We start from the raw sequence: 16,579 nt of genomic DNA, 5'->3' as shown, positions 1-16,579 counted from the left end.
GACCGGCGCGCCCGCAGGCGCGCCGGTCAGGCAGGTCAGTAGATGCTGAACGGGAAGTACTTGTCGTTGATCTTCTTGTACGTGCCGTCTTCAACGATTTCCTTGAGAGCCAGGTTCAGCTTGGCGCGCAGTTCGTTGTCGCCTTTGCGCAGGGCGATGCCGACCTTGTCGTCTTCGTTGACCGGTTCACCCTTGAACTCGTATGCCTGGCCAGCCGGGCTTTTCAGCCAGTCGTAGTTGGCATACTTGTCAGCCAGCAGCGCATCTACGCGGCCCGAAGTCAGGTCGAGATAGGCGTTTTCCTGGGTGTCGTACAGGGAAATGGTAGCGTCAGTGCCCAGGTTGTCATCCAGCCAGGTTGCGGCCTGGGTGGAGCGCTGAGTACCCAGGGCCTTGCCCTTGAGGGACGCGAGGTCGGTTTTGAAATCGACTTTTTTCGGCGCGATAAACTGCTGCTTGTTGGAGTAGTACGGGTCGGTGAAGTCCACCGCCTGCTTGCGTTCGTCAGTGATCGACAGCGACGACACGATGAAATCGTACTTTTTGGCGTTCAGGGCCGGGATGATGCCGTCCCAGTCGGAGGTGACGATTTCACACTCGGCTTTCATCTTGGCGCACAGGGCCATGGCGATATCCGGGTCGAAGCCCACGACTTCACCACTGGCGTTCTTGTTGTTGAACGGTGGGTAAGCGCCCTCAATGCCGACTTTGTACTTGTCTACAGCCAAGGCGTTGGCGCTGAAAACCAGAGTGGCGGCAGCGGCCATGAGAAGCTTTTTATAGTTCTGCATTCGTGTTGCTCCGTTAGCGGTTGCTGGACATGAATTGTTTACAGCGCGCCGAAACCGGGTTGTCGAACACCTGTTCTGGCGACCCTTGCTCTTCGATCAGGCCCTGGTGCAAAAACACTACTTCGGTGGACACCTGACGGGCAAAACCCATTTCGTGGGTGACCAACAGCATAGTGCGACCTTCTTCGGCGAGTGCGCGGATCACACTAAGTACTTCTTGAACCATTTCCGGGTCAAGTGCCGATGTCGGTTCATCGAACAGAATCACTTTGGGCTGCATGGCCAGGGTGCGGGCAATCGCTGCGCGTTGCTGCTGGCCGCCGGACAATTCGGATGGATAGGCATGGCGTTTTTCGCCAATGCCGACCTTGGCCAGCAATGCTTCGGCCACCTCGATGGCCTCGGCCTTGCTCTGCCCCAGCACGCGACGTGGTGCCTCGATAATGTTGTCGAGGATGGTCATGTGCGGCCACAGGTTAAAGTTTTGAAACACAAACCCCAGTTCGCTGCGCATGCGGTTGATCTGCTTGCCGTCGGCCGCGATCAGTTCGCCATTTTTCGCTTTCTTGAGTTTGAGCTCTTCCCCGGCGACCACGATCTGGCCTTCGTGGGGGTTTTCCAGCAGGTTGATGCAGCGCAGCAGAGTGGACTTGCCGGAACCGGAAGAACCCAGGATCGAGATCACGTCGCCGTCGCGTGCGGTCAGCGAGATACCCTTGAGTACCTCAAGCTCGCCGTAGCGTTTGTGCAAGTTGCGGATTTCAAGCGCGGGCGTGGCCAAAGCCATGTGCGTTCCTCTTTGTGTTCGGGTGCGATCCTGCTGTTGGGCGGCCTTCCTGGCGCAGGCCAAGCTAGCATAGGGTTGCAGAGGCAACCAGCCGCCCTGAAGACACAAAAGGCGGGAGGGTGGCAGTTTGTCGCATCGCTACAGCAGAGTGTCGCGCCGACAACAACCGACCCTGTATTTCGCCGTTCGGCCAGACAGGTGTCGCTTAAAAAAGGTCGCGATGTTGCCAGCTTTGGCCCGGTGTTGGAAGCGCGAACCTACTAAAGGTTAAAGATGTGCACTGCTTTTGGGCTATATGGGGCATTTTGGGTATTTTTGGTGCGCCGAGACCCTTGGGGCTGAGTGTTTCGGTAACGAATTGGCAAAAAGCCATTACGCTCAATGGCTTGCAATGTCTGTTGCAAATCGTTGCAGCCCGCGCAAACCGTGCATTTGTCACATTCTGGCTCAGTTATTGCGTCAAGGATTCTAAACGCCCCGTTGGTTACTTTTTACGAAAGCAACGTGGGTGCTCGGAATGGCTTCAATGAAAGGTAGTCCCAATGAGCAATACGCAATCCTCTAGCGGCCTGGAACAAGGGCTCAAACCACGGCATGTGACCATGCTGTCGATTGCCGGTGTTATCGGCGCCGGTTTGTTTGTCGGTTCCGGACACGCGATTGCCCAGGCGGGTCCCGCTGTGCTGCTGGCCTATGCCGCAGCAGGCACTTTGGTCGTACTGGTGATGCGCATGCTGGCCGAAATGGCCGTTGCCTCACCTGATACCGGTTCGTTCTCTACTTACGCCGACCGTGCCATCGGGCATTGGGCCGGTTTCACCATCGGCTGGCTGTACTGGTGGTTCTGGGTTCTGGTGATCCCCCTGGAAGCAGTCGCCGCAGGTACCATTCTGCATGCCTGGTTCCCTGACACGGCGATCTGGGTATTTACCCTGGTCATTACCCTGTTGCTGACGGTCACCAACTTGTTCAGCGTCAAGAACTACGGTGAGTTCGAGTTCTGGTTTGCGCTGGTCAAGGTGCTGGCGATTATCGGCTTTATCATTTTGGGTCTGCTGGCGATTTTCGGCTTCCTGCCTACCAGCCAGGTCAGCGGTGTAGCGCATCTGTCCGATACCATCGGCTTTATGCCCAATGGCATGGGCGCCGTACTGGCTGCCATGCTGACTACCATGTTCTCGTTCATGGGCACTGAAATCGTCACCATCGCGGCGGCGGAATCCAAGGATCCAAGCAAGCAAATCACCAAGGCCACCAACTCGGTGATCTGGCGTATTGGCTTGTTCTACCTGGTGTCGATTTTCATCGTTGTGGCACTGGTACCGTGGAACGACCCGAGCCTGGCTCAGTTGGGCTCCTACCAGACCGTACTTGATCGCATGGGCATCCCGAATGCCAAGCTGATCGTTGATATCGTCGTACTGATCGCCGTAACCAGCTGCCTGAACTCGGCGCTCTACACCTCTTCGCGCATGCTCTACTCCCTGAGCAAACGTGGTGATGCACCGGCTGCGGCCAAGCGCACCAATACTGCGGGCACGCCTTACTGGGCGGTGATGATGTCCACCGGTGCAGCCTTTGTGGCGGTATTTGCCAACTACGTGGCCCCGGCTGCCGTGTTCGAGTTCCTGCTGGCCAGCTCTGGCGCCATTGCGCTGCTGGTGTATCTGGTGATTGCCGTATCGCAACTGCGCATGCGCCAGAAGCGCACGGCTCTGGGCGAGAATATTTCGTTCAAGATGTGGCTGTTCCCGGGCCTGACCTATGCGGTAATCGTCTTTATCGTGGCTATTCTGACGGTCATGCTGTTCCAGGAAGCGCATCGCGTTGAAATCATGGCTACCGGTTTGCTAAGCATTCTGGTGGTGGTGGCAGGCCTGCTGGTGGCACGCCGCCGTCGCATTGAGAAGTTGGGGGCACCGGTACTCAACTGAGGCCAGGACGGTTCTCGCGGTTGAATACCCGGAAAAGCCGTCATCCTTCGGGATGGCGGCTTTTTTGTGGGCGTCGATCAGACCATTCTCGGGACCGTGAAGCGGAATTCGCTACCTTCTCCCGGTGTGCTTTCGGCCAGTAACTGGCCGCCGTGGGCCTTGATGATGCCCTGGGAAATGTACAGCCCCAGGCCTGTGCCCAGTGCATTGCCTTCTTTTGCCGTCCAGTAGCGGTCAAAGATATGTGGCAATTGCTCGGGTGCTATGCCCTTGCCCGAATCCCGTACGCTGAAGACGATGTCATCGCCGTTGGACATGGCTGCCACGCCGATCTTGCCTTGCGCCGGGGTGAATTTGATCGCATTGCCGATCAGGTTGGACAGTACCTGGAACAGCCGCTCGGGGTCGGCGTTGATCTTCAGGTCGGGCTCGGCGTGAAAGGTCAGTTCCACGGCCTTGTCCAGCGCCAGTGGTGCAAGCAACGACAGTGCCTCTTCAAAAATCTGGCTCACATCCAGCGGCTGCGGGCTGATGGTGTAGCGCCCTGCCTCGATTTTCGAGGTGTCCAGCAAGTCATCAAGCAACACGCTCATGCGACTGCTGGCCTGTTGCATGGTGTCGATGGCCGAGGTGATGCGTCGCGACGTATGCGGGCCGTCGCTGCTGAAGGCCTTTTGCATCATGCCGCAGAGCATCGAAATGATGGTCATGGGATTGCGCAGGTCGTGGGAGACCACCGCCACCAGCTCGTCGCGTGCGCGCACGGCCTGCTGTTCGCGCAGCACCTGGCGCGACAAGTCGTTTTCCAGGGCCGAGCGGCGCAGGTCATTGGCCGCAAACAGGTCGCCGTGGCTCCACTTGGTGGAGATGCCGTCCATCTCGACCTTCCAGATCTCGAACGAGGTGCGCGGGCTCAGGCGCAGGCCGTTGCTGCCGGCTTCCAGGTTCAGAGGTTTATTGGGGTCGCCGCTCCACTGGATGCTTTCTTTGACCTCACTGCGAAACCACAGCACGGCGTTGTCCACAGGCTTGGGCAGGGTCATGGCCAACAAGCCGCTGGCGATGTCCTTGTACTGCGCCGCCGGGGTATGCAGGGCACTGAGATTGTGGCTGGAGAAGACCGGCTGGCCGCTGTCCTTGAACCATTGGTAGAGCCCGCGAATGTCCTCTGAAGACGGGCACTGGCCATAACGGTGCAGCACCTTGTCCTCCAGAATGGCCACGCCGCTGGCACCGGTCAGTGCCATCAATGCTTCAGGCATCTGTGCCAGGCCATCAAACACGGCTTCGGTGCTTTGCACCATAGCCGCGTTCAGGCTCACCAGGGCAGCCATTTTGGCTTCGCGCTGGCGGCTGATTTCCAGGGTTTGCAGGGCGCTGATTTGCAGGGAAAGGACCTGGCCGATGGTTTGGCAGGCCATGCGCAGTTCATGGGGCACATGCAGCGTTTGGCGATGGCCGCAGCTAATCAGGCCCCACAGGCGTTCGCCGTCCATCAGCGAGATGCTCATGGAGGACAGCACGCCCATGTTCTTCATGTACTGGCAGTGAATCGGCGAAACGCTGCGCAAAACAGCCCCGCTCAGGTCCAGTGCCTCGCCGGTGTCGGGGCGCAGTGTGGGGATCAGCGGCACTGGCTGGTAATCGGCGTTGGGAATGATGCGTAGCCAGTGGGTGCGGTAAAGTTCGCGGGCCTGCTCCGGGATGTCAGAAGCAGGGAAAAACATGCCGTTGAACAATTCCATCGCGGGCGAGGAGGCTTCCGCGATGACCTGGCCGTGGCCTTCATCCTGGAAGCGATAGATCAGTACCCGGTCGTAACCCGTCAGCGCCTGAATCTCGCGAACGCAAATTTCATACAGTGCGGGGAGTGACTTGGCGCTTTGCAGGCGTTGCAGCATGCGGCTCAGATTGCGCACTTTGTTCATCGTGCTGTGGATTTCTGATGCGTCGGGCTTGAGTTCAAGCTCCAGCACCAGGATGTCCTTGTCGCGATGCAGCAGGCCTTCGTATTCGCGCCCCATCAGGTTCAGCGCCAAGGGCGGTGCATCGGCCAGCGTGGCATAGGTGGCGGCCTGCTGCACCGCGTCAGCCACTGTGGGGCCGGTAAGCGCGGCCAGTGGCAGGCCCGACAGGGATTCGGCGCTGTGGCCGAACATCTCCTGCACATTGCTGCTGATTTGCTGGATTCGCAGGTCGGGCTGCGACAGCGTCACCAAAAGGCCGTGGGGTTGAATTGCCCCGGGAAAGCGGATGGGCTCATCAGCACAATTGGCCAGCAAGCGTTCAAAGACTTGAGGGTCCTGTGGGTTCATAACAAAACCTCCTGACGTTCGAGCCATTGCTCGAAGCAGCTAAACGTAGAGCAGGCAGCCTGTACGGCTTCGCCTCGCGCTTGAGCGTCGAGGGGTGCGCTGCCCAGAAAATCCATGAATGCCTTCCATTGCCGCCCGGTGTCTGCGCCGTAAACGTAAAGAAAAGCGCAGCCGTTGTGTGCATCAAGACCCAGTCGTTCCGACATCTGCTTGCGCAGTACATTCCCGCCCAGGGTGGCGCCTTCGAGTACATACAGCACACCCAGCACGCTGGCCTGGCTGTGCAATGCAGGGAGGGCATCGCACAGCGCAAGCGACTGGGTGCTGACCCCCAGGGCCTGCAGATCCCGCCTCAGCGCAGGGACCTTGAGACGTGCATGCAAGTCGAAACCCCGGGTCATCCAGGGGCTGTGTTGCAGCCGATTTTCCAGCTCGTGATAGAAGCCGTAGTAAGCGCTCATCAGGCGCTTGTAGCATTCCAGGTCGAGCGTGTCGCTGAAGAACGGCAGGCGCTTTTCAAGGGCTACATGGAGTGTATGAGTGCCAGAGCGCAGCTCGTGCAGAGCGGGCGATACCGCTGATAAAGGTTGGTCTTGTGGCATGCCTTGTAAGAGGGCTCTCTGTGTGCGCGAGAAGTCGGCGCTCGTGATTGTAGGAGCTCATGGCATCTAAAAAGTGCAATTAATTTGCCATAAAACACGGAAGAACGGCGGGCGACATGGGGGCCTGCAAGGATGCTTTATTGCAGGCGGCGCCCTGAACGGCGAGGAGTCATGGTTCGCAGGTGCCAGCCTCAACCAGCGCCTGCTCACGGTCGAGTTCGGCACGCAATTCGTCCTCTGTAGGCAGAACCAGGCTGTATTTGCTGGCGAACAATTGTTCGTTGCCGTGCAGTACCGGGTCGCGCACGAATTCACGGGGGCTTTTGTTCAGCGGCGCAAGGTTACCGGCTGCTTCCTGCTTGAGTGCGGGGCGGTCCTGGCTGACCAGCAAGCGTTCGTAATACAGCGTGCCGATTTGCCGCTCCAGAGCGCGGGTAGACCAGTTCAGCGTGGCGGCTTCGTTCATGTACCACTGGCGTGCATGCCCGCTTTCGACCCGTAGCAGGGTGCGGTAATGGGTCCAGCTCAATTCGGTACGCACTGCGTTCCAAATTGGAAATGCCTGATAAAACCCACGCATGTGCCGCAGGTTACGCTCATCAAAGCCTTTGCCAAACTCGGCCGTCAGGGCTTTGGCCAGCGTTGGCAAAAGCTGCTTGCCATACTCGGCTCGCGCCGCGCATTGACCAAAGGGGACATTGAGAATGTCACTGCCATTTTGTATTGGCAGTTGGTTTTTTGCGGGAAGCGTCTTAAATGTAAAGATGAAAATTACCGATCCAATGTGAGGTGCTCATGCTCGAATTACGCCCCAATTGCGAATGTTGTGATTGCGATTTGCCGCCAGATTCAGCACAAGCGCGGATTTGCTCATTCGAGTGCACCTTTTGCGCGACCTGTACGGAGCAGAAATTGGGCGGGCTTTGCCCTAACTGCGCAGGGGAGTTGATGGTGCGTCCGCGCAGGCCGACCAACAAGCTGGCAAACAATCCGCCGTCGGGTGTGCGGGTGTTCAAGCCTGAAGGATGTGCTGCGCGTTGATGGTTTGAGGTGGAGTCAGTCATACCCATTTGTGGTGCCTGCATCGTGAGCAAGCCCGCTCCCACAATGGCCCTGTCGGCATCCTGTGTTGTGAGCTTGGCAAAACCTGTGGGAGCGGGCTTGCTCGCGATAGGGGCGACGCGGGCTCTCAAGGGGTGTGGCTGAGCACCTGGCCCGGCACATCTACGCTCAATTCCCCTTGCTGCAACCACTGCAAGGCAATCGGCCATAGGCTGTCCTGAAAGCGGCTATGGAAAAACGCGAAATGACCTATGGCTGTTTCGCCAATATCCTGCGGCTTGATGCGCAGATGCACCTGCGGGCTGGCGCTGAAGTAGCTCAGTAATCGATCGATGGCCGCCACGGTGCCGAAGGGGTCGTCAGTGAAGCTGATGGCGAGGGTTCTGGCGGTAACGTCGGCAAAGGGCAGGGCAGCGAGACTGCGGGCGCTGGGGAGCTTTTCGTAGCGCGTACTGAAGGCGCTCCAGTCCTTGACCACGCCGGCCGGGGTATCTTCAAGCCAGCCCAGGCGCTTGCCCGGAAAGTAACCGCACACACGGGTCAGCAATGGCATGACCCCGTGCCATTTGGCGAGCATCTGCCAGCGCTGTGCGGGCGCGTAATCACGCCAGTGGGCAAATTGCGCGCCCACTGTCACCAGATGGCGGATAGCCTGCCCGGACGCTGCCAGGCCCGCTGCGCAGCCACCAAAGCTGTGACCAACCACGTCGACCGGCTGGCCGGGGTATTCGCGCAGGGCGCGCTTGAGCATGGCGTCTGTGTCCAGCGCGCCCCAGTCTGACCAGGTGGCTGCAAAGCCGCGCAACGATCCGCTGCGTGAGGCACCGATGCCGCGATAATCGAACAGCATTACGTCCATGCCATGGCTGAACAGGTACTGGGCAAAACGCGAATAATACTGGCAGCGCACCGAGGTGGCGGCGTTGATGACCACCACGGCCCGAGTGCTGTCTGGCAAGAGTTGGCGCCATTCGAAACCACCCAGCAGGTATCCGTCAGCAGCAGGTTCGGTGAACGACCGGCTGACAGGTTCGAGCAGGGCTGCTGTCAGTGTGCGCTCCGGGCGTTGCGTTCTGTCAGCATCCGTGAAGCTTCGACGTAGGCTTTCTGGAATGCCGGGGCTTCGATCCAGGCCATGGCGCTGTCTTCGTCATCGCCGTGTACGGCAATGCGGTATTCGATCAACAGGCCCATCAGGAAGTCGGTGGCAGGCTCTTCTTCCTCTTCCGAGATCACCAGCTCCAGTACCGGGTACTGCAGGAATACCGCACACATGGTTTGCAGGTTGATGGCTTCGGCGGCTTTCATGGCCTGGAACAGGTCATCGTAATCAGCGGGGTCAAAACCGTTGTCGAGGATGTCCTGGAAGTTGAAGGTGCTGAGGTCGATTTTCACGTCATCGAACGGGTTGTCGATCAGGGTGCCAGCCGAGGCTTTGGCCGGTTTGCCCACGCGATTCTGCTTGGCCTTGGTTTTGGCCCGCTGCGCGTTTTTTTGCTGCTTTTTTGGCGATGACATGAAAGTGTGTCCTTTGCAGGCTGATGAGAGGATTGAACCCCATCTCTTTGCAATCGCCAAGAGAGGTGGCGCCGCCGGGTATAAATAACGGCCAAAAAAAAACCCGCACTAGGCGGGTTTTCTTTGTTTTGGCGTGGTGTGAACACCACATCAAAACTGAATGTGGTGCCCAGAGACGGAATCGAACCGCCGACACGGGGATTTTCAATCCCCTGCTCTACCGACTGAGCTATCTGGGCAACGGGGCGCATTAGAAGCCTTTTTCGATAACCCGTCAAACACTTTTTTGAAAAATATTTAATTATTACCGTCGCTTACGGACCAAAGCCTTTAAAACCGGGGTTTATTCGGTTGGCGGAACGTAGCCTTCGGCTTGTGCGTATTCTTCGCCGCTGAAGAACTTGTCCATTTCGCCCTGCAAATATTTGCGGTCTTCGGCGTTCATCATGTTCAAGCGCTTTTCGTTGATGAGCAGGGTCTGGTGTTTTTGCCAGTCAGACCAGGCCTTGGCCGAAACGTGGTCAAAAATGTCCTGGCCTTTGGCACCCGGAAACGGAGCGCGCTCAAGGGCAGGCAGTTCTTCTTTGTACTTGCGGCAAATGATGGTGCGGGTCATGACGTCTCTCCAGCGTTCAATAGGTCGGCTGCGCGTTTGAGCAGTTTCTTGACCGGGGCAGCAAGGCCCAGGCGCGGCGGGGTGGCGAGGTTATACCAGAGCCAGTCGGCCTCGGCCACGTGATGGCCGCACGAATCGACGTGGATCAGCCAGGGTTCGATGGCCAGTTGGAAATGGCTAAAGGTATGGGTCAGGCCGGGCAGTTCGTGTTGCGCGCCCAGGGCCAGCGAGTGTTGCAGCGCCAGATGCTCGATGTCCTGCAGGTCATCCAGCTCGGGCAGGCTCCACAGGCCGCCCCACAAGCCGGTCGACGGACGGCGGTAAAGCAGGATCTCGCCCCCGGCATTGGCCAGCATCGGCATCAGCGTGCGCTTTTGCGGGATGGTCTTGCGCGGTTTGGGGATCGGATAGCGAGTTTCCAGGCCCAGCAAGTGCGCTTCACAACCGCTTTCCAGCGGGCACAGCAGGCAACTGGGCTTGCTGCGGGTGCAAAGCGTGGCGCCCATGTCCATCATCGCCTGGGTGTAGGCGTTGACGCGGTCGTGGGGGGTGAAGCGCTCGGCAGTGGCCCACAGCTGTTTGGCCACCTTGGGCTCGCCCGGGTAGCCCTCTTGCGCCGTGTAGCGCGCCAGTACCCGCTTGACGTTGCCGTCGAGGATCGGCGCCCGCAGGCCCATGCTCAGGCTGGCAATCGCACCGGCTGTGGATAAACCGATGCCGGGTAACTCAACCAGTTTTTCCACATCTTGCGGAAATTGGCCGTCATGTTCTGCAACAACGATTTTGGCGGTCTTTTGCAAATTGCGCGCACGGGTGTAGTAGCCAAGGCCTGTCCACAGGTGTAGCACTTCGTCTTCCGGTGCAGCTGCCAGGGCTTCGACCGTCGGCAGTGAAGCCATAAACCGGTCGAAGTAATTCAGCACGGTGCTGACCTGGGTTTGCTGCAACATGATTTCCGAGACCCATACCCGATAAGGGGTGATGCCCTGTTGCCAGGGCAGGTCGTGGCGGCCGTGCTGGTCATACCAGTCGAGTACCGCGGTTGAAAACTGCTCATCTCTCATCGGTTAAACAGCCCTTTGAGCGCGTTCTTGAGCTCGGGGCTGACCTTGTCACCGAGCTTTTCTTCGAGTTTGTCAGTGAGCTTGTTGCCCGCCATTTTGGCTGCGACCTTGCCCAACCCTTCCTTGTCCAGACGGCAGGCCTTGGCCCCCAGTTCCAGCGGGCCGCGGCAGCGCAATGGCAGCTCGATGCCGACAAAGTTCTTGCCGACCTGGCAGGCTGGGTCCGGCATGGCGCGGGTGTCGCCTTCGATGATGATGCCGACGCGGTAGTCCATGCCCAGTACGCGCAGGTCGATGTCGCCATCGCCTTTAACGCTCATGCCGGGAATGCGCACGATCATGTCAGGGTTGCTGGCCACGCCATTGCGAAATACCAGGCTGCCCTTGAGTTCCTTGAACGGGGTGTCTTTGCCCATGGGCTCACCGCTCAGGGTTTTGCGGTTAAGCACTGAGATGCCCTTGCACAGTTGCTGTTCAAGGTTGGCATTGAGCAGCACGCCGTCATTGAGCACAAAACTGGCGGTACCGTTGAGGCTGGAAATCAGCGCACTCTGGCTGTTGCCGCTACCCGTGACGTTGCTGTTGAGGGTTAGCAGGCCGGTCACCGGTGGTTTTTGCCCCTGGCTTTGCAGGATTTTTTCTACCGGCACATTGGTGATGCGGGTTTGCAGTTTGACCACCGGCAGCATCGGTTGTACGTCCAGGCTGCCGTTGGCTGCGAAGGTGCCTTTGTAGAGGTTGCCGCTGAGGTTTTCGAGGGTCAGCACGCCGGCCTTGCTGCTGGCCTTGAGCGCGGCATTCTGGATCGGCAGTTTGCTCAGGGTCAGTTGGCCAAAGCTGATGTCGGCATTCAGGTCGAGCGCCTTGAGGCGGGTGACCGGAATGATTTTGGCGGTGCTCCAGCCGCTTTTGGTCGGAGCGTCCGGCAGCGGGGTATCGCCCGAGGCGGCCAGGGCATTGGCTTCGCCACCCTGAACTTCGGCCTTGCGCGCAACGCTGGCGCTGTTGGCTTCGGCCGATTTTGGCGGCATGTAGCGATCTGCGTCGAACGTGTCGCCTTTGAGTTGGATACGTACGGCTTGTTTGGCAAAATCGTCAATGGCGACAAGGCCGGTGAACGTGCTGTCATCGACTTTCAGGTTCAGCTCGTCAAGGATCACGCTGGTGGGCGTGCCCGACAGGCGGCTGACCAGCTCGACTTTGCTCAGGCTTCCAGGTGCCATCGTGGGTAGCGGGTGACCAATGCTGTCGAGGAACCGGGCCAGGTCGAGTTGGGCAATCGACAGGCCGCCACTGATTTGTGGTGTGCTGTCGAGGTTGCTGGCCTTGAGCTCACCGAGGGCGCGCAACTGGTTGGCAGAAATCTTCAGACCGCTCCATTCGGCGACGTTCGCTGCCAGATCAACCAGGATTTGCCCCTGTGCGGCGAAAGTCATGGTTTTGCCCTGCAGCGGCTCACCCGAGGCTTCGCCCGTGACCTTCATGTCTTCAAGCTGATAGCGCTTTAGCGCACGCTCAAAGCGCAATTTGCCATCGAGTTCGGTCTTGACCCGCATCACTGGCTGATTGGTGCCCAGAAACGCGGTCAGCTTAAGCGGGATGCTGGTGGCATCGTGAACCGGACCGGTGCTCAGCTGGATGCTTTCGGCGCTGAACTGCTTGCCGCTTTGCTCATCGTTGTATTCGACCCGCGCGTTGTTCACGGTCAGGCTGTCGATATCCAGCTTGAGCGGCTGGCTGACGCTATCGGGCTTGCTGGCCGGTGCTGGCTCGGTGCTGGCGGTGGCTGCAGGGGCGGTTGCCGGCTGGCCGATGTCCTGCCAGTTGCCGTGGCCGTCCTTGTCGCGGGTCAGGCGCAGGTTCAGGCCTTCGACGCGCACGTCGCTCATTTGCACTTCTTTGCGCAGCAGCGGCAGCACACGCACAGACAGGCCGAGCATTTGCAGATCGGCGAAAGGCTGGGTCGGTGCCGCGAGGGTTGCGACGCTGGCGTCATGCAGCTCCAGGCCGAGCCAGGGGAAGAGGCTCCAGCCGATGTCGCCATTGAGGGTCAGCTCAATGTGGGCTTTGTCACGGGCTATCTGGCGGATCTCGTCTTTATAGTCGTTGGGATCGAACAGATGGCTGAGGGCAAAGCCCAGGGCCACGATGATCAGCAACAACCCGAGAAGCACCAGACCCAGGATTTTGCCGAACGCTTTCATGGGCGAGTCCTTGTAAGTCTGTGTGAAAGGGAGTTTTAAATTTAGCCGCAGAGTATAGCGCCACGCGCAGGTCGACTGGGTGTGGATAGTGCCGGATCAGTTAGTAGTCCAAAGACCACATCAGGTTAGGCCCAGGCCTGCGATCAAATGGTAATCTTCGCTTGTTTTTTGGGCCTTCTGCGGCACATTGCCGCGTCTCGATCCAATAAAAACGACTGTGTGCCGCAGGGCGCCAAAGTCAGGGAGCGAGCGTGCCCGGGAAACAACTTCATTACCTGGGGGAAACACCTATGAGTATCAGCATTGCTGCGGGCAGTTCTGCTTCGCCGCCTGCGTTCCTGTCCAAGGAGCGCATCATCGCCAAACCCGGCTTCAACCGCTGGCTGGTGCCGCCAGCTGCTCTGGCCATCCATCTGTGCATCGGCATGGCCTATGGCTTTTCGGTGTTCTGGCTGCCGTTGTCCAAAGCCCTGGGCGTGACTGCGCCTGTGGCTTGTGCACCGGACATGAGCTTTATCGCGCAAGTGTTTTCGTCGCAATGCGACTGGCCGATTTCGATGCTCGGCTGGATCTACACCCTGTTCTTTATCTTCCTCGGTTGCTCGGCCGCGGTATGGGGCGGCTGGCTTGAGCATGCCGGGCCGCGCAAGGCCGGTGTGGTGTCGGCATTGTGCTGGTGCGGTGGTTTGCTGATTTCAGCATTGGGTATTTATACCCATCAGATCTGGCTGATGTGGCTGGGCTCGGGGGTTATTGGCGGTATCGGCCTGGGGCTGGGTTATATCTCGCCGGTGTCGACACTGATCAAGTGGTTCCCGGACAAGCGCGGCATGGCTACGGGCATGGCGATCATGGGTTTTGGTGGCGGGGCAATGGTGGGCGCACCGCTGGCTGCCGCATTGATGAATCATTTTGCCGGGCCGGACGGTGTGGGCGTGTGGCAGAGCTTTGTCGCAATGGCGGCGATTTACTTCGTGTTCATGATCGGCGGCGCCTTGTCTTATCGCGTGCCACCGACCGGCTGGAAGCCTGAAGGCTGGAAGGCGCCGGCAAAAAAAGCGGCTAACGCGATGATCACCCAGCGCCATGTACACGTCAGTGTGGCCTGGAAAACCCCGCAGTTTGCGCTGGTGTGGCTGGTTTTGTGCCTTAACGTTTCGGCCGGTATCGGCATTCTGGGCATGGCTTCGCCATTGTTGCAGGAAGTGTTCGCGGGCAAGTTGCTGGGCAATGACCTGACATTCAGCCAGCTGGATGCTGCGCAATTGGCGCAAATTGCGGCGATTGCGGCGGGTTTCACCGGGCTGCTGAGTTTGTTCAATATTGGCGGGCGGTTTTTCTGGGCGTCGTTCTCGGATTACCTGGGCCGCAAGAACACCTACTTTGTGTTCTTCGCGCTGGGTTTTGCGCTGTACGCGATGATTCCGAACCTGGGCCATCTGGGCAACGTATCGCTGTTTGTGGCGGCGTTCTGCATCATTCTGTCGATGTACGGCGGCGGCTTTGCCACAGTGCCGGCGTATCTGGCCGACCTGTTCGGTACGCAAATGGTCGGCGCGATCCATGGTCGCCTGCTGACCGCCTGGGCGGCTGCGGGCGTGCTGGGGCCGGTGCTGGTCAACTACCTGCGCGAGTATCAGTTGAGCATCGGGGTGGAGCGTGCGGCGGCGTATGACATTACCTTGTACATCCTCGCCGGGCTGCTGGTGCTGGGCTTTATCTGCAACTTGCTGGTACGCCCGGTGGCCGACAAATACTTCATGACCGACGCCGAGCTGGCCGCCGAACAGGCGCTGGGGCATGACAAGGGTGCGGATGCCAGCACATCGCTGGAGTGGAAAGCCGCACCGGGCAGCCGGCCATTGGTTATCGCTGCCTGGCTGGCCGTGGGCATTCCCTTGCTGTGGGGTGTCTGGGTGACAGTGCAGAAGACGGCGGTGTTGTTTCATTGATTGACGTGTTGAATCTGCGCTGACGCCATCGCGAGCAAGCCCGCTCCCACTGACGTATTGCGTCTCTGTGGGAGCGGGCTTGCTCGCGATTCAGGCGGCGCGGCCTGTGCGCCAACGCGCATTACGTCAGCCGCATCACCCTTAATGTTTCTGTTTGCCTGACCCGTGCCTATAATGGCCACCTTTTTCGCCCAATGATTTTGCGGAGCTGGTGATGGCCGAACGTAAGGCGTCAGTCGAGCGCGATACTCTGGAAACCCAGATTAAAGCCTCGATCAACTTGGATGGTACCGGTAAGGCCCGATTCGATATCGGTGTTCCTTTTCTTGAGCACATGCTCGACCAGATCGCCCGACATGGGTTGATCGACCTGGACATCGAGTGCAAAGGCGACCTGCATATCGACGATCACCATACCGTCGAAGATGTCGGCATTACCCTGGGTAAAGCCTTTAGCGAAGCAGTCGGCGATAAAAAAGGCATGACCCGCTACGGCCACGCCTACGTCCCGCTGGACGAAGCGCTGTCGCGTGTAGTCATCGACTTTTCCGGTCGTCCTGGTCTGCAAATGCATGTTCCCTACACCCGCGCCACCGTCGGCGGCTTCGACGTTGACCTGTTTCAGGAGTTCTTCCAGGGCTTCGTGAACCACGCCAATGTCAGCCTGCACATCGACAACCTGCGCGGCACCAACACCCACCACCAGATCGAAACCGTGTTCAAGGCATTTGGTCGCGCGCTGCGCATGGCCGTTGCACTGGATGAGCGCATGGCCGGGCAAATGCCTTCTACCAAGGGCGTGCTCTGATGCAGACAGTGGCGGTAATCGATTACGGCATGGGTAACCTGCACTCGGTGGCCAAGGCGCTGGAGCACGTTGGCGCCGGTCGGGTGCTGATTACCAGCGATGCCAGCGTAATTCGTGAAGCAGACCGCGTGGTGTTTCCGGGTGTGGGCGCGATTCGCGACTGCATGGCGGAAATCCGTCGTCTGGGTTTTGACTCGCTGGTACGTGAAGTCAGTCAGGATCGTCCGTTTCTCGGTATTTGTGTCGGCATGCAAGCCTTGCTCGACAGCAGCGAAGAGAACGGTGGCGTTGATTGCATCGGCCTGTTTCCGGGCGCCGTGAAGTTCTTCGGCAAGGACCTGCACGAAGACGGCGAGCACCTCAAAGTGCCGCACATGGGCTGGAACGAAGTGCAGCAAAAAGTCGATCACCCGCTGTGGCACGGCATCCCCGATCTGGCGCGGTTCTACTTTGTACACAGCTACTACATTGCGGCGGGCAATCCTCGCCAGGTAGTCGGTGGCGGGCATTACGGTGTTGATTTCGCCGCAGCGCTGGCCGAGGGCTCGCGCTTCGCGGTGCAGTTCCACCCGGAAAAAAGCCATACCCACGGCTTGCAGCTGCTGGAAAACTTCGCGGCCTGGGATGGTCGCTGGTAATGGCGCCTCGCAAGAAGCCGCCGATTCTTACGCTCACCCCCGAGCAAGAGAACGAAGCCAACAGCAAGATCAAACGCTTTATGGAAGACCGCTTCGAACTGGACCTGGGTTCGTTCGAGGCGGCTGAAATCCTTGAGCTGTTCACCCGCGAAATTGCGCCGCATTACTACAATCGCGCGATTTTCGATGTGCAGGCGCACCTCAAAGAGAGGTTCGAGAGCATCGAAAGCGACCTGTGGGCGCTCGAGAAGAACTGATTTCCGAGTCTCAGACTCCCGAATTTGAAGG

Annotated in this window: 15 protein-coding genes, 1 tRNA gene and 1 pseudogene; 6 read left to right on the top strand and 11 right to left on the bottom strand. The window is 58.9% G+C overall.

The window, feature by feature from the left end:
- Positions 1-35 precede the first annotated feature (35 nt).
- Together CJU81_RS01835 and CJU81_RS01830 are read right to left on the bottom strand one after the other, a co-directional pair.
- Positions 36-791 (bottom strand): ABC transporter substrate-binding protein, encoded by a 756-nt coding sequence (locus CJU81_RS01835; RefSeq protein ID WP_095035272.1) that lies wholly within the window; start codon positions 789-791, stop codon positions 36-38.
- Between the two features lie 13 nt (positions 792-804).
- Complete coding sequence (locus CJU81_RS01830; RefSeq protein WP_016783094.1) at positions 805-1,578, bottom strand: ABC transporter ATP-binding protein; 774 nt, start codon at positions 1,576-1,578, stop codon at positions 805-807.
- Between the two features lie 542 nt (positions 1,579-2,120).
- On the opposite strand from CJU81_RS01830, the gene gabP reads away from it, so the two are divergent.
- Positions 2,121-3,512, top strand: coding sequence for a GABA permease (gene gabP / locus CJU81_RS01825; protein WP_095035271.1), 1,392 nt, complete (start codon positions 2,121-2,123; stop codon positions 3,510-3,512).
- Positions 3,513-3,589: 77 nt separating this feature from the next.
- On the opposite strand, the gene CJU81_RS01820 is transcribed toward gabP, so the two are convergent.
- The 3 genes and pseudogenes from CJU81_RS01820 to CJU81_RS01810 form a co-directional block, all read right to left on the bottom strand.
- On the bottom strand, positions 3,590-5,827 hold the full coding sequence (locus CJU81_RS01820; protein ID WP_095035270.1) for an ATP-binding protein: 2,238 nt from the start codon (positions 5,825-5,827) through the stop codon (positions 3,590-3,592).
- The gene (locus CJU81_RS01815) at positions 5,824-6,429 is read right to left on the bottom strand and encodes a biliverdin-producing heme oxygenase (RefSeq protein ID WP_095035269.1); all 606 of its coding nucleotides are present in this window, start codon (positions 6,427-6,429) and stop codon (positions 5,824-5,826) included. The genes CJU81_RS01820 and CJU81_RS01815 overlap by 4 nt, the downstream gene beginning before the upstream one ends.
- Before the next feature lie 289 nt (positions 6,430-6,718).
- Positions 6,719-7,213 (bottom strand): annotated as a pseudogene (locus CJU81_RS01810) (DUF1016 N-terminal domain-containing protein); the annotation flags it as partial.
- A gap of 11 nt (positions 7,214-7,224) precedes the next feature.
- On the opposite strand from CJU81_RS01810, the gene CJU81_RS01805 reads away from it, so the two are divergent.
- Positions 7,225-7,470 (top strand): DUF1272 domain-containing protein, encoded by a 246-nt coding sequence (locus CJU81_RS01805; protein WP_095035267.1) that lies wholly within the window; start codon positions 7,225-7,227, stop codon positions 7,468-7,470.
- A 148-nt stretch (positions 7,471-7,618) separates the two neighbouring features.
- Here CJU81_RS01805 and CJU81_RS01800 read toward each other — a convergent pair whose 3' ends face one another.
- From CJU81_RS01800 to CJU81_RS01775, 6 genes are all read right to left on the bottom strand, one after another.
- A complete protein-coding gene (locus CJU81_RS01800) occupies positions 7,619-8,479 on the bottom strand; it encodes an alpha/beta hydrolase family protein (RefSeq protein ID WP_095035266.1) in 861 nt (286 codons plus the stop codon).
- A 59-nt stretch (positions 8,480-8,538) separates the two neighbouring features.
- Positions 8,539-9,009 (bottom strand): hypothetical protein, encoded by a 471-nt coding sequence (locus CJU81_RS01795; RefSeq protein ID WP_095035265.1) that lies wholly within the window; start codon positions 9,007-9,009, stop codon positions 8,539-8,541.
- A 163-nt stretch (positions 9,010-9,172) separates the two neighbouring features.
- Positions 9,173-9,248, bottom strand: a tRNA-Phe gene (locus tag CJU81_RS01790).
- Positions 9,249-9,352: 104 nt separating this feature from the next.
- Positions 9,353-9,625 (bottom strand): oxidative damage protection protein, encoded by a 273-nt coding sequence (locus CJU81_RS01785; RefSeq protein WP_095035264.1) that lies wholly within the window; start codon positions 9,623-9,625, stop codon positions 9,353-9,355.
- Complete coding sequence (mutY, locus tag CJU81_RS01780; RefSeq protein ID WP_095035263.1) at positions 9,622-10,689, bottom strand: A/G-specific adenine glycosylase; 1,068 nt, start codon at positions 10,687-10,689, stop codon at positions 9,622-9,624. Before mutY ends, CJU81_RS01785 begins: the two co-directional genes overlap by 4 nt.
- Positions 10,686-12,893 (bottom strand): AsmA family protein, encoded by a 2,208-nt coding sequence (locus CJU81_RS01775; protein WP_095035262.1) that lies wholly within the window; start codon positions 12,891-12,893, stop codon positions 10,686-10,688. The genes mutY and CJU81_RS01775 overlap by 4 nt, the downstream gene beginning before the upstream one ends.
- Before the next feature lie 290 nt (positions 12,894-13,183).
- Here CJU81_RS01775 and CJU81_RS01770 point away from each other — a divergent pair, with 290 nt between their 5' ends.
- From CJU81_RS01770 to CJU81_RS01755, 4 genes are all read left to right on the top strand, one after another.
- Positions 13,184-14,845: an OFA family MFS transporter gene (locus CJU81_RS01770; RefSeq protein WP_095035261.1), complete on the top strand. Its 1,662-nt coding sequence runs from the start codon at positions 13,184-13,186 to the stop codon at positions 14,843-14,845.
- A 214-nt stretch (positions 14,846-15,059) separates the two neighbouring features.
- Positions 15,060-15,653 (top strand): imidazoleglycerol-phosphate dehydratase HisB, encoded by a 594-nt coding sequence (gene hisB / locus CJU81_RS01765; RefSeq protein WP_016783108.1) that lies wholly within the window; start codon positions 15,060-15,062, stop codon positions 15,651-15,653.
- The gene (gene hisH / locus CJU81_RS01760; RefSeq protein WP_016783109.1) at positions 15,653-16,291 is read left to right on the top strand and encodes an imidazole glycerol phosphate synthase subunit HisH; all 639 of its coding nucleotides are present in this window, start codon (positions 15,653-15,655) and stop codon (positions 16,289-16,291) included. The genes hisB and hisH overlap by 1 nt, the downstream gene beginning before the upstream one ends.
- Positions 16,291-16,548, top strand: a complete 258-nt coding sequence (locus tag CJU81_RS01755; protein WP_095000784.1) for a DUF2164 domain-containing protein — start codon at positions 16,291-16,293, stop codon at positions 16,546-16,548. Before hisH ends, CJU81_RS01755 begins: the two co-directional genes overlap by 1 nt.
- Positions 16,549-16,579: the final 31 nt, after the last annotated feature.

Source organism: Pseudomonas fragi (genome assembly GCF_002269505.1).
GTDB lineage: Bacteria > Pseudomonadota > Gammaproteobacteria > Pseudomonadales > Pseudomonadaceae > Aquipseudomonas > Aquipseudomonas fragi_D.
Note: the sequence above shows the minus strand (reverse complement) of the source record. Positions and strands in the feature narration are given on the sequence as shown.

Coding starts and splice junctions, on each gene's coding strand:
- CJU81_RS01835 (WP_095035272.1), bottom strand. CDS start 791: ATGCAGAACTATAAAAAGCTTCTCATGGCCGCTGCCGCCACTCTGGTT.
- CJU81_RS01830 (WP_016783094.1), bottom strand. CDS start 1,578: ATGGCTTTGGCCACGCCCGCGCTTGAAATCCGCAACTTGCACAAACGC.
- gabP (WP_095035271.1), top strand. CDS start 2,121: ATGAGCAATACGCAATCCTCTAGCGGCCTGGAACAAGGGCTCAAACCA.
- CJU81_RS01820 (WP_095035270.1), bottom strand. CDS start 5,827: ATGAACCCACAGGACCCTCAAGTCTTTGAACGCTTGCTGGCCAATTGT.
- CJU81_RS01815 (WP_095035269.1), bottom strand. CDS start 6,429: ATGCCACAAGACCAACCTTTATCAGCGGTATCGCCCGCTCTGCACGAG.
- CJU81_RS01805 (WP_095035267.1), top strand. CDS start 7,225: ATGCTCGAATTACGCCCCAATTGCGAATGTTGTGATTGCGATTTGCCG.
- CJU81_RS01795 (WP_095035265.1), bottom strand. CDS start 9,009: ATGTCATCGCCAAAAAAGCAGCAAAAAAACGCGCAGCGGGCCAAAACC.
- CJU81_RS01785 (WP_095035264.1), bottom strand. CDS start 9,625: ATGACCCGCACCATCATTTGCCGCAAGTACAAAGAAGAACTGCCTGCC.
- mutY (WP_095035263.1), bottom strand. CDS start 10,689: ATGAGAGATGAGCAGTTTTCAACCGCGGTACTCGACTGGTATGACCAG.
- CJU81_RS01775 (WP_095035262.1), bottom strand. CDS start 12,893: ATGAAAGCGTTCGGCAAAATCCTGGGTCTGGTGCTTCTCGGGTTGTTG.
- CJU81_RS01770 (WP_095035261.1), top strand. CDS start 13,184: ATGAGTATCAGCATTGCTGCGGGCAGTTCTGCTTCGCCGCCTGCGTTC.
- hisB (WP_016783108.1), top strand. CDS start 15,060: ATGGCCGAACGTAAGGCGTCAGTCGAGCGCGATACTCTGGAAACCCAG.
- hisH (WP_016783109.1), top strand. CDS start 15,653: ATGCAGACAGTGGCGGTAATCGATTACGGCATGGGTAACCTGCACTCG.
- CJU81_RS01755 (WP_095000784.1), top strand. CDS start 16,291: ATGGCGCCTCGCAAGAAGCCGCCGATTCTTACGCTCACCCCCGAGCAA.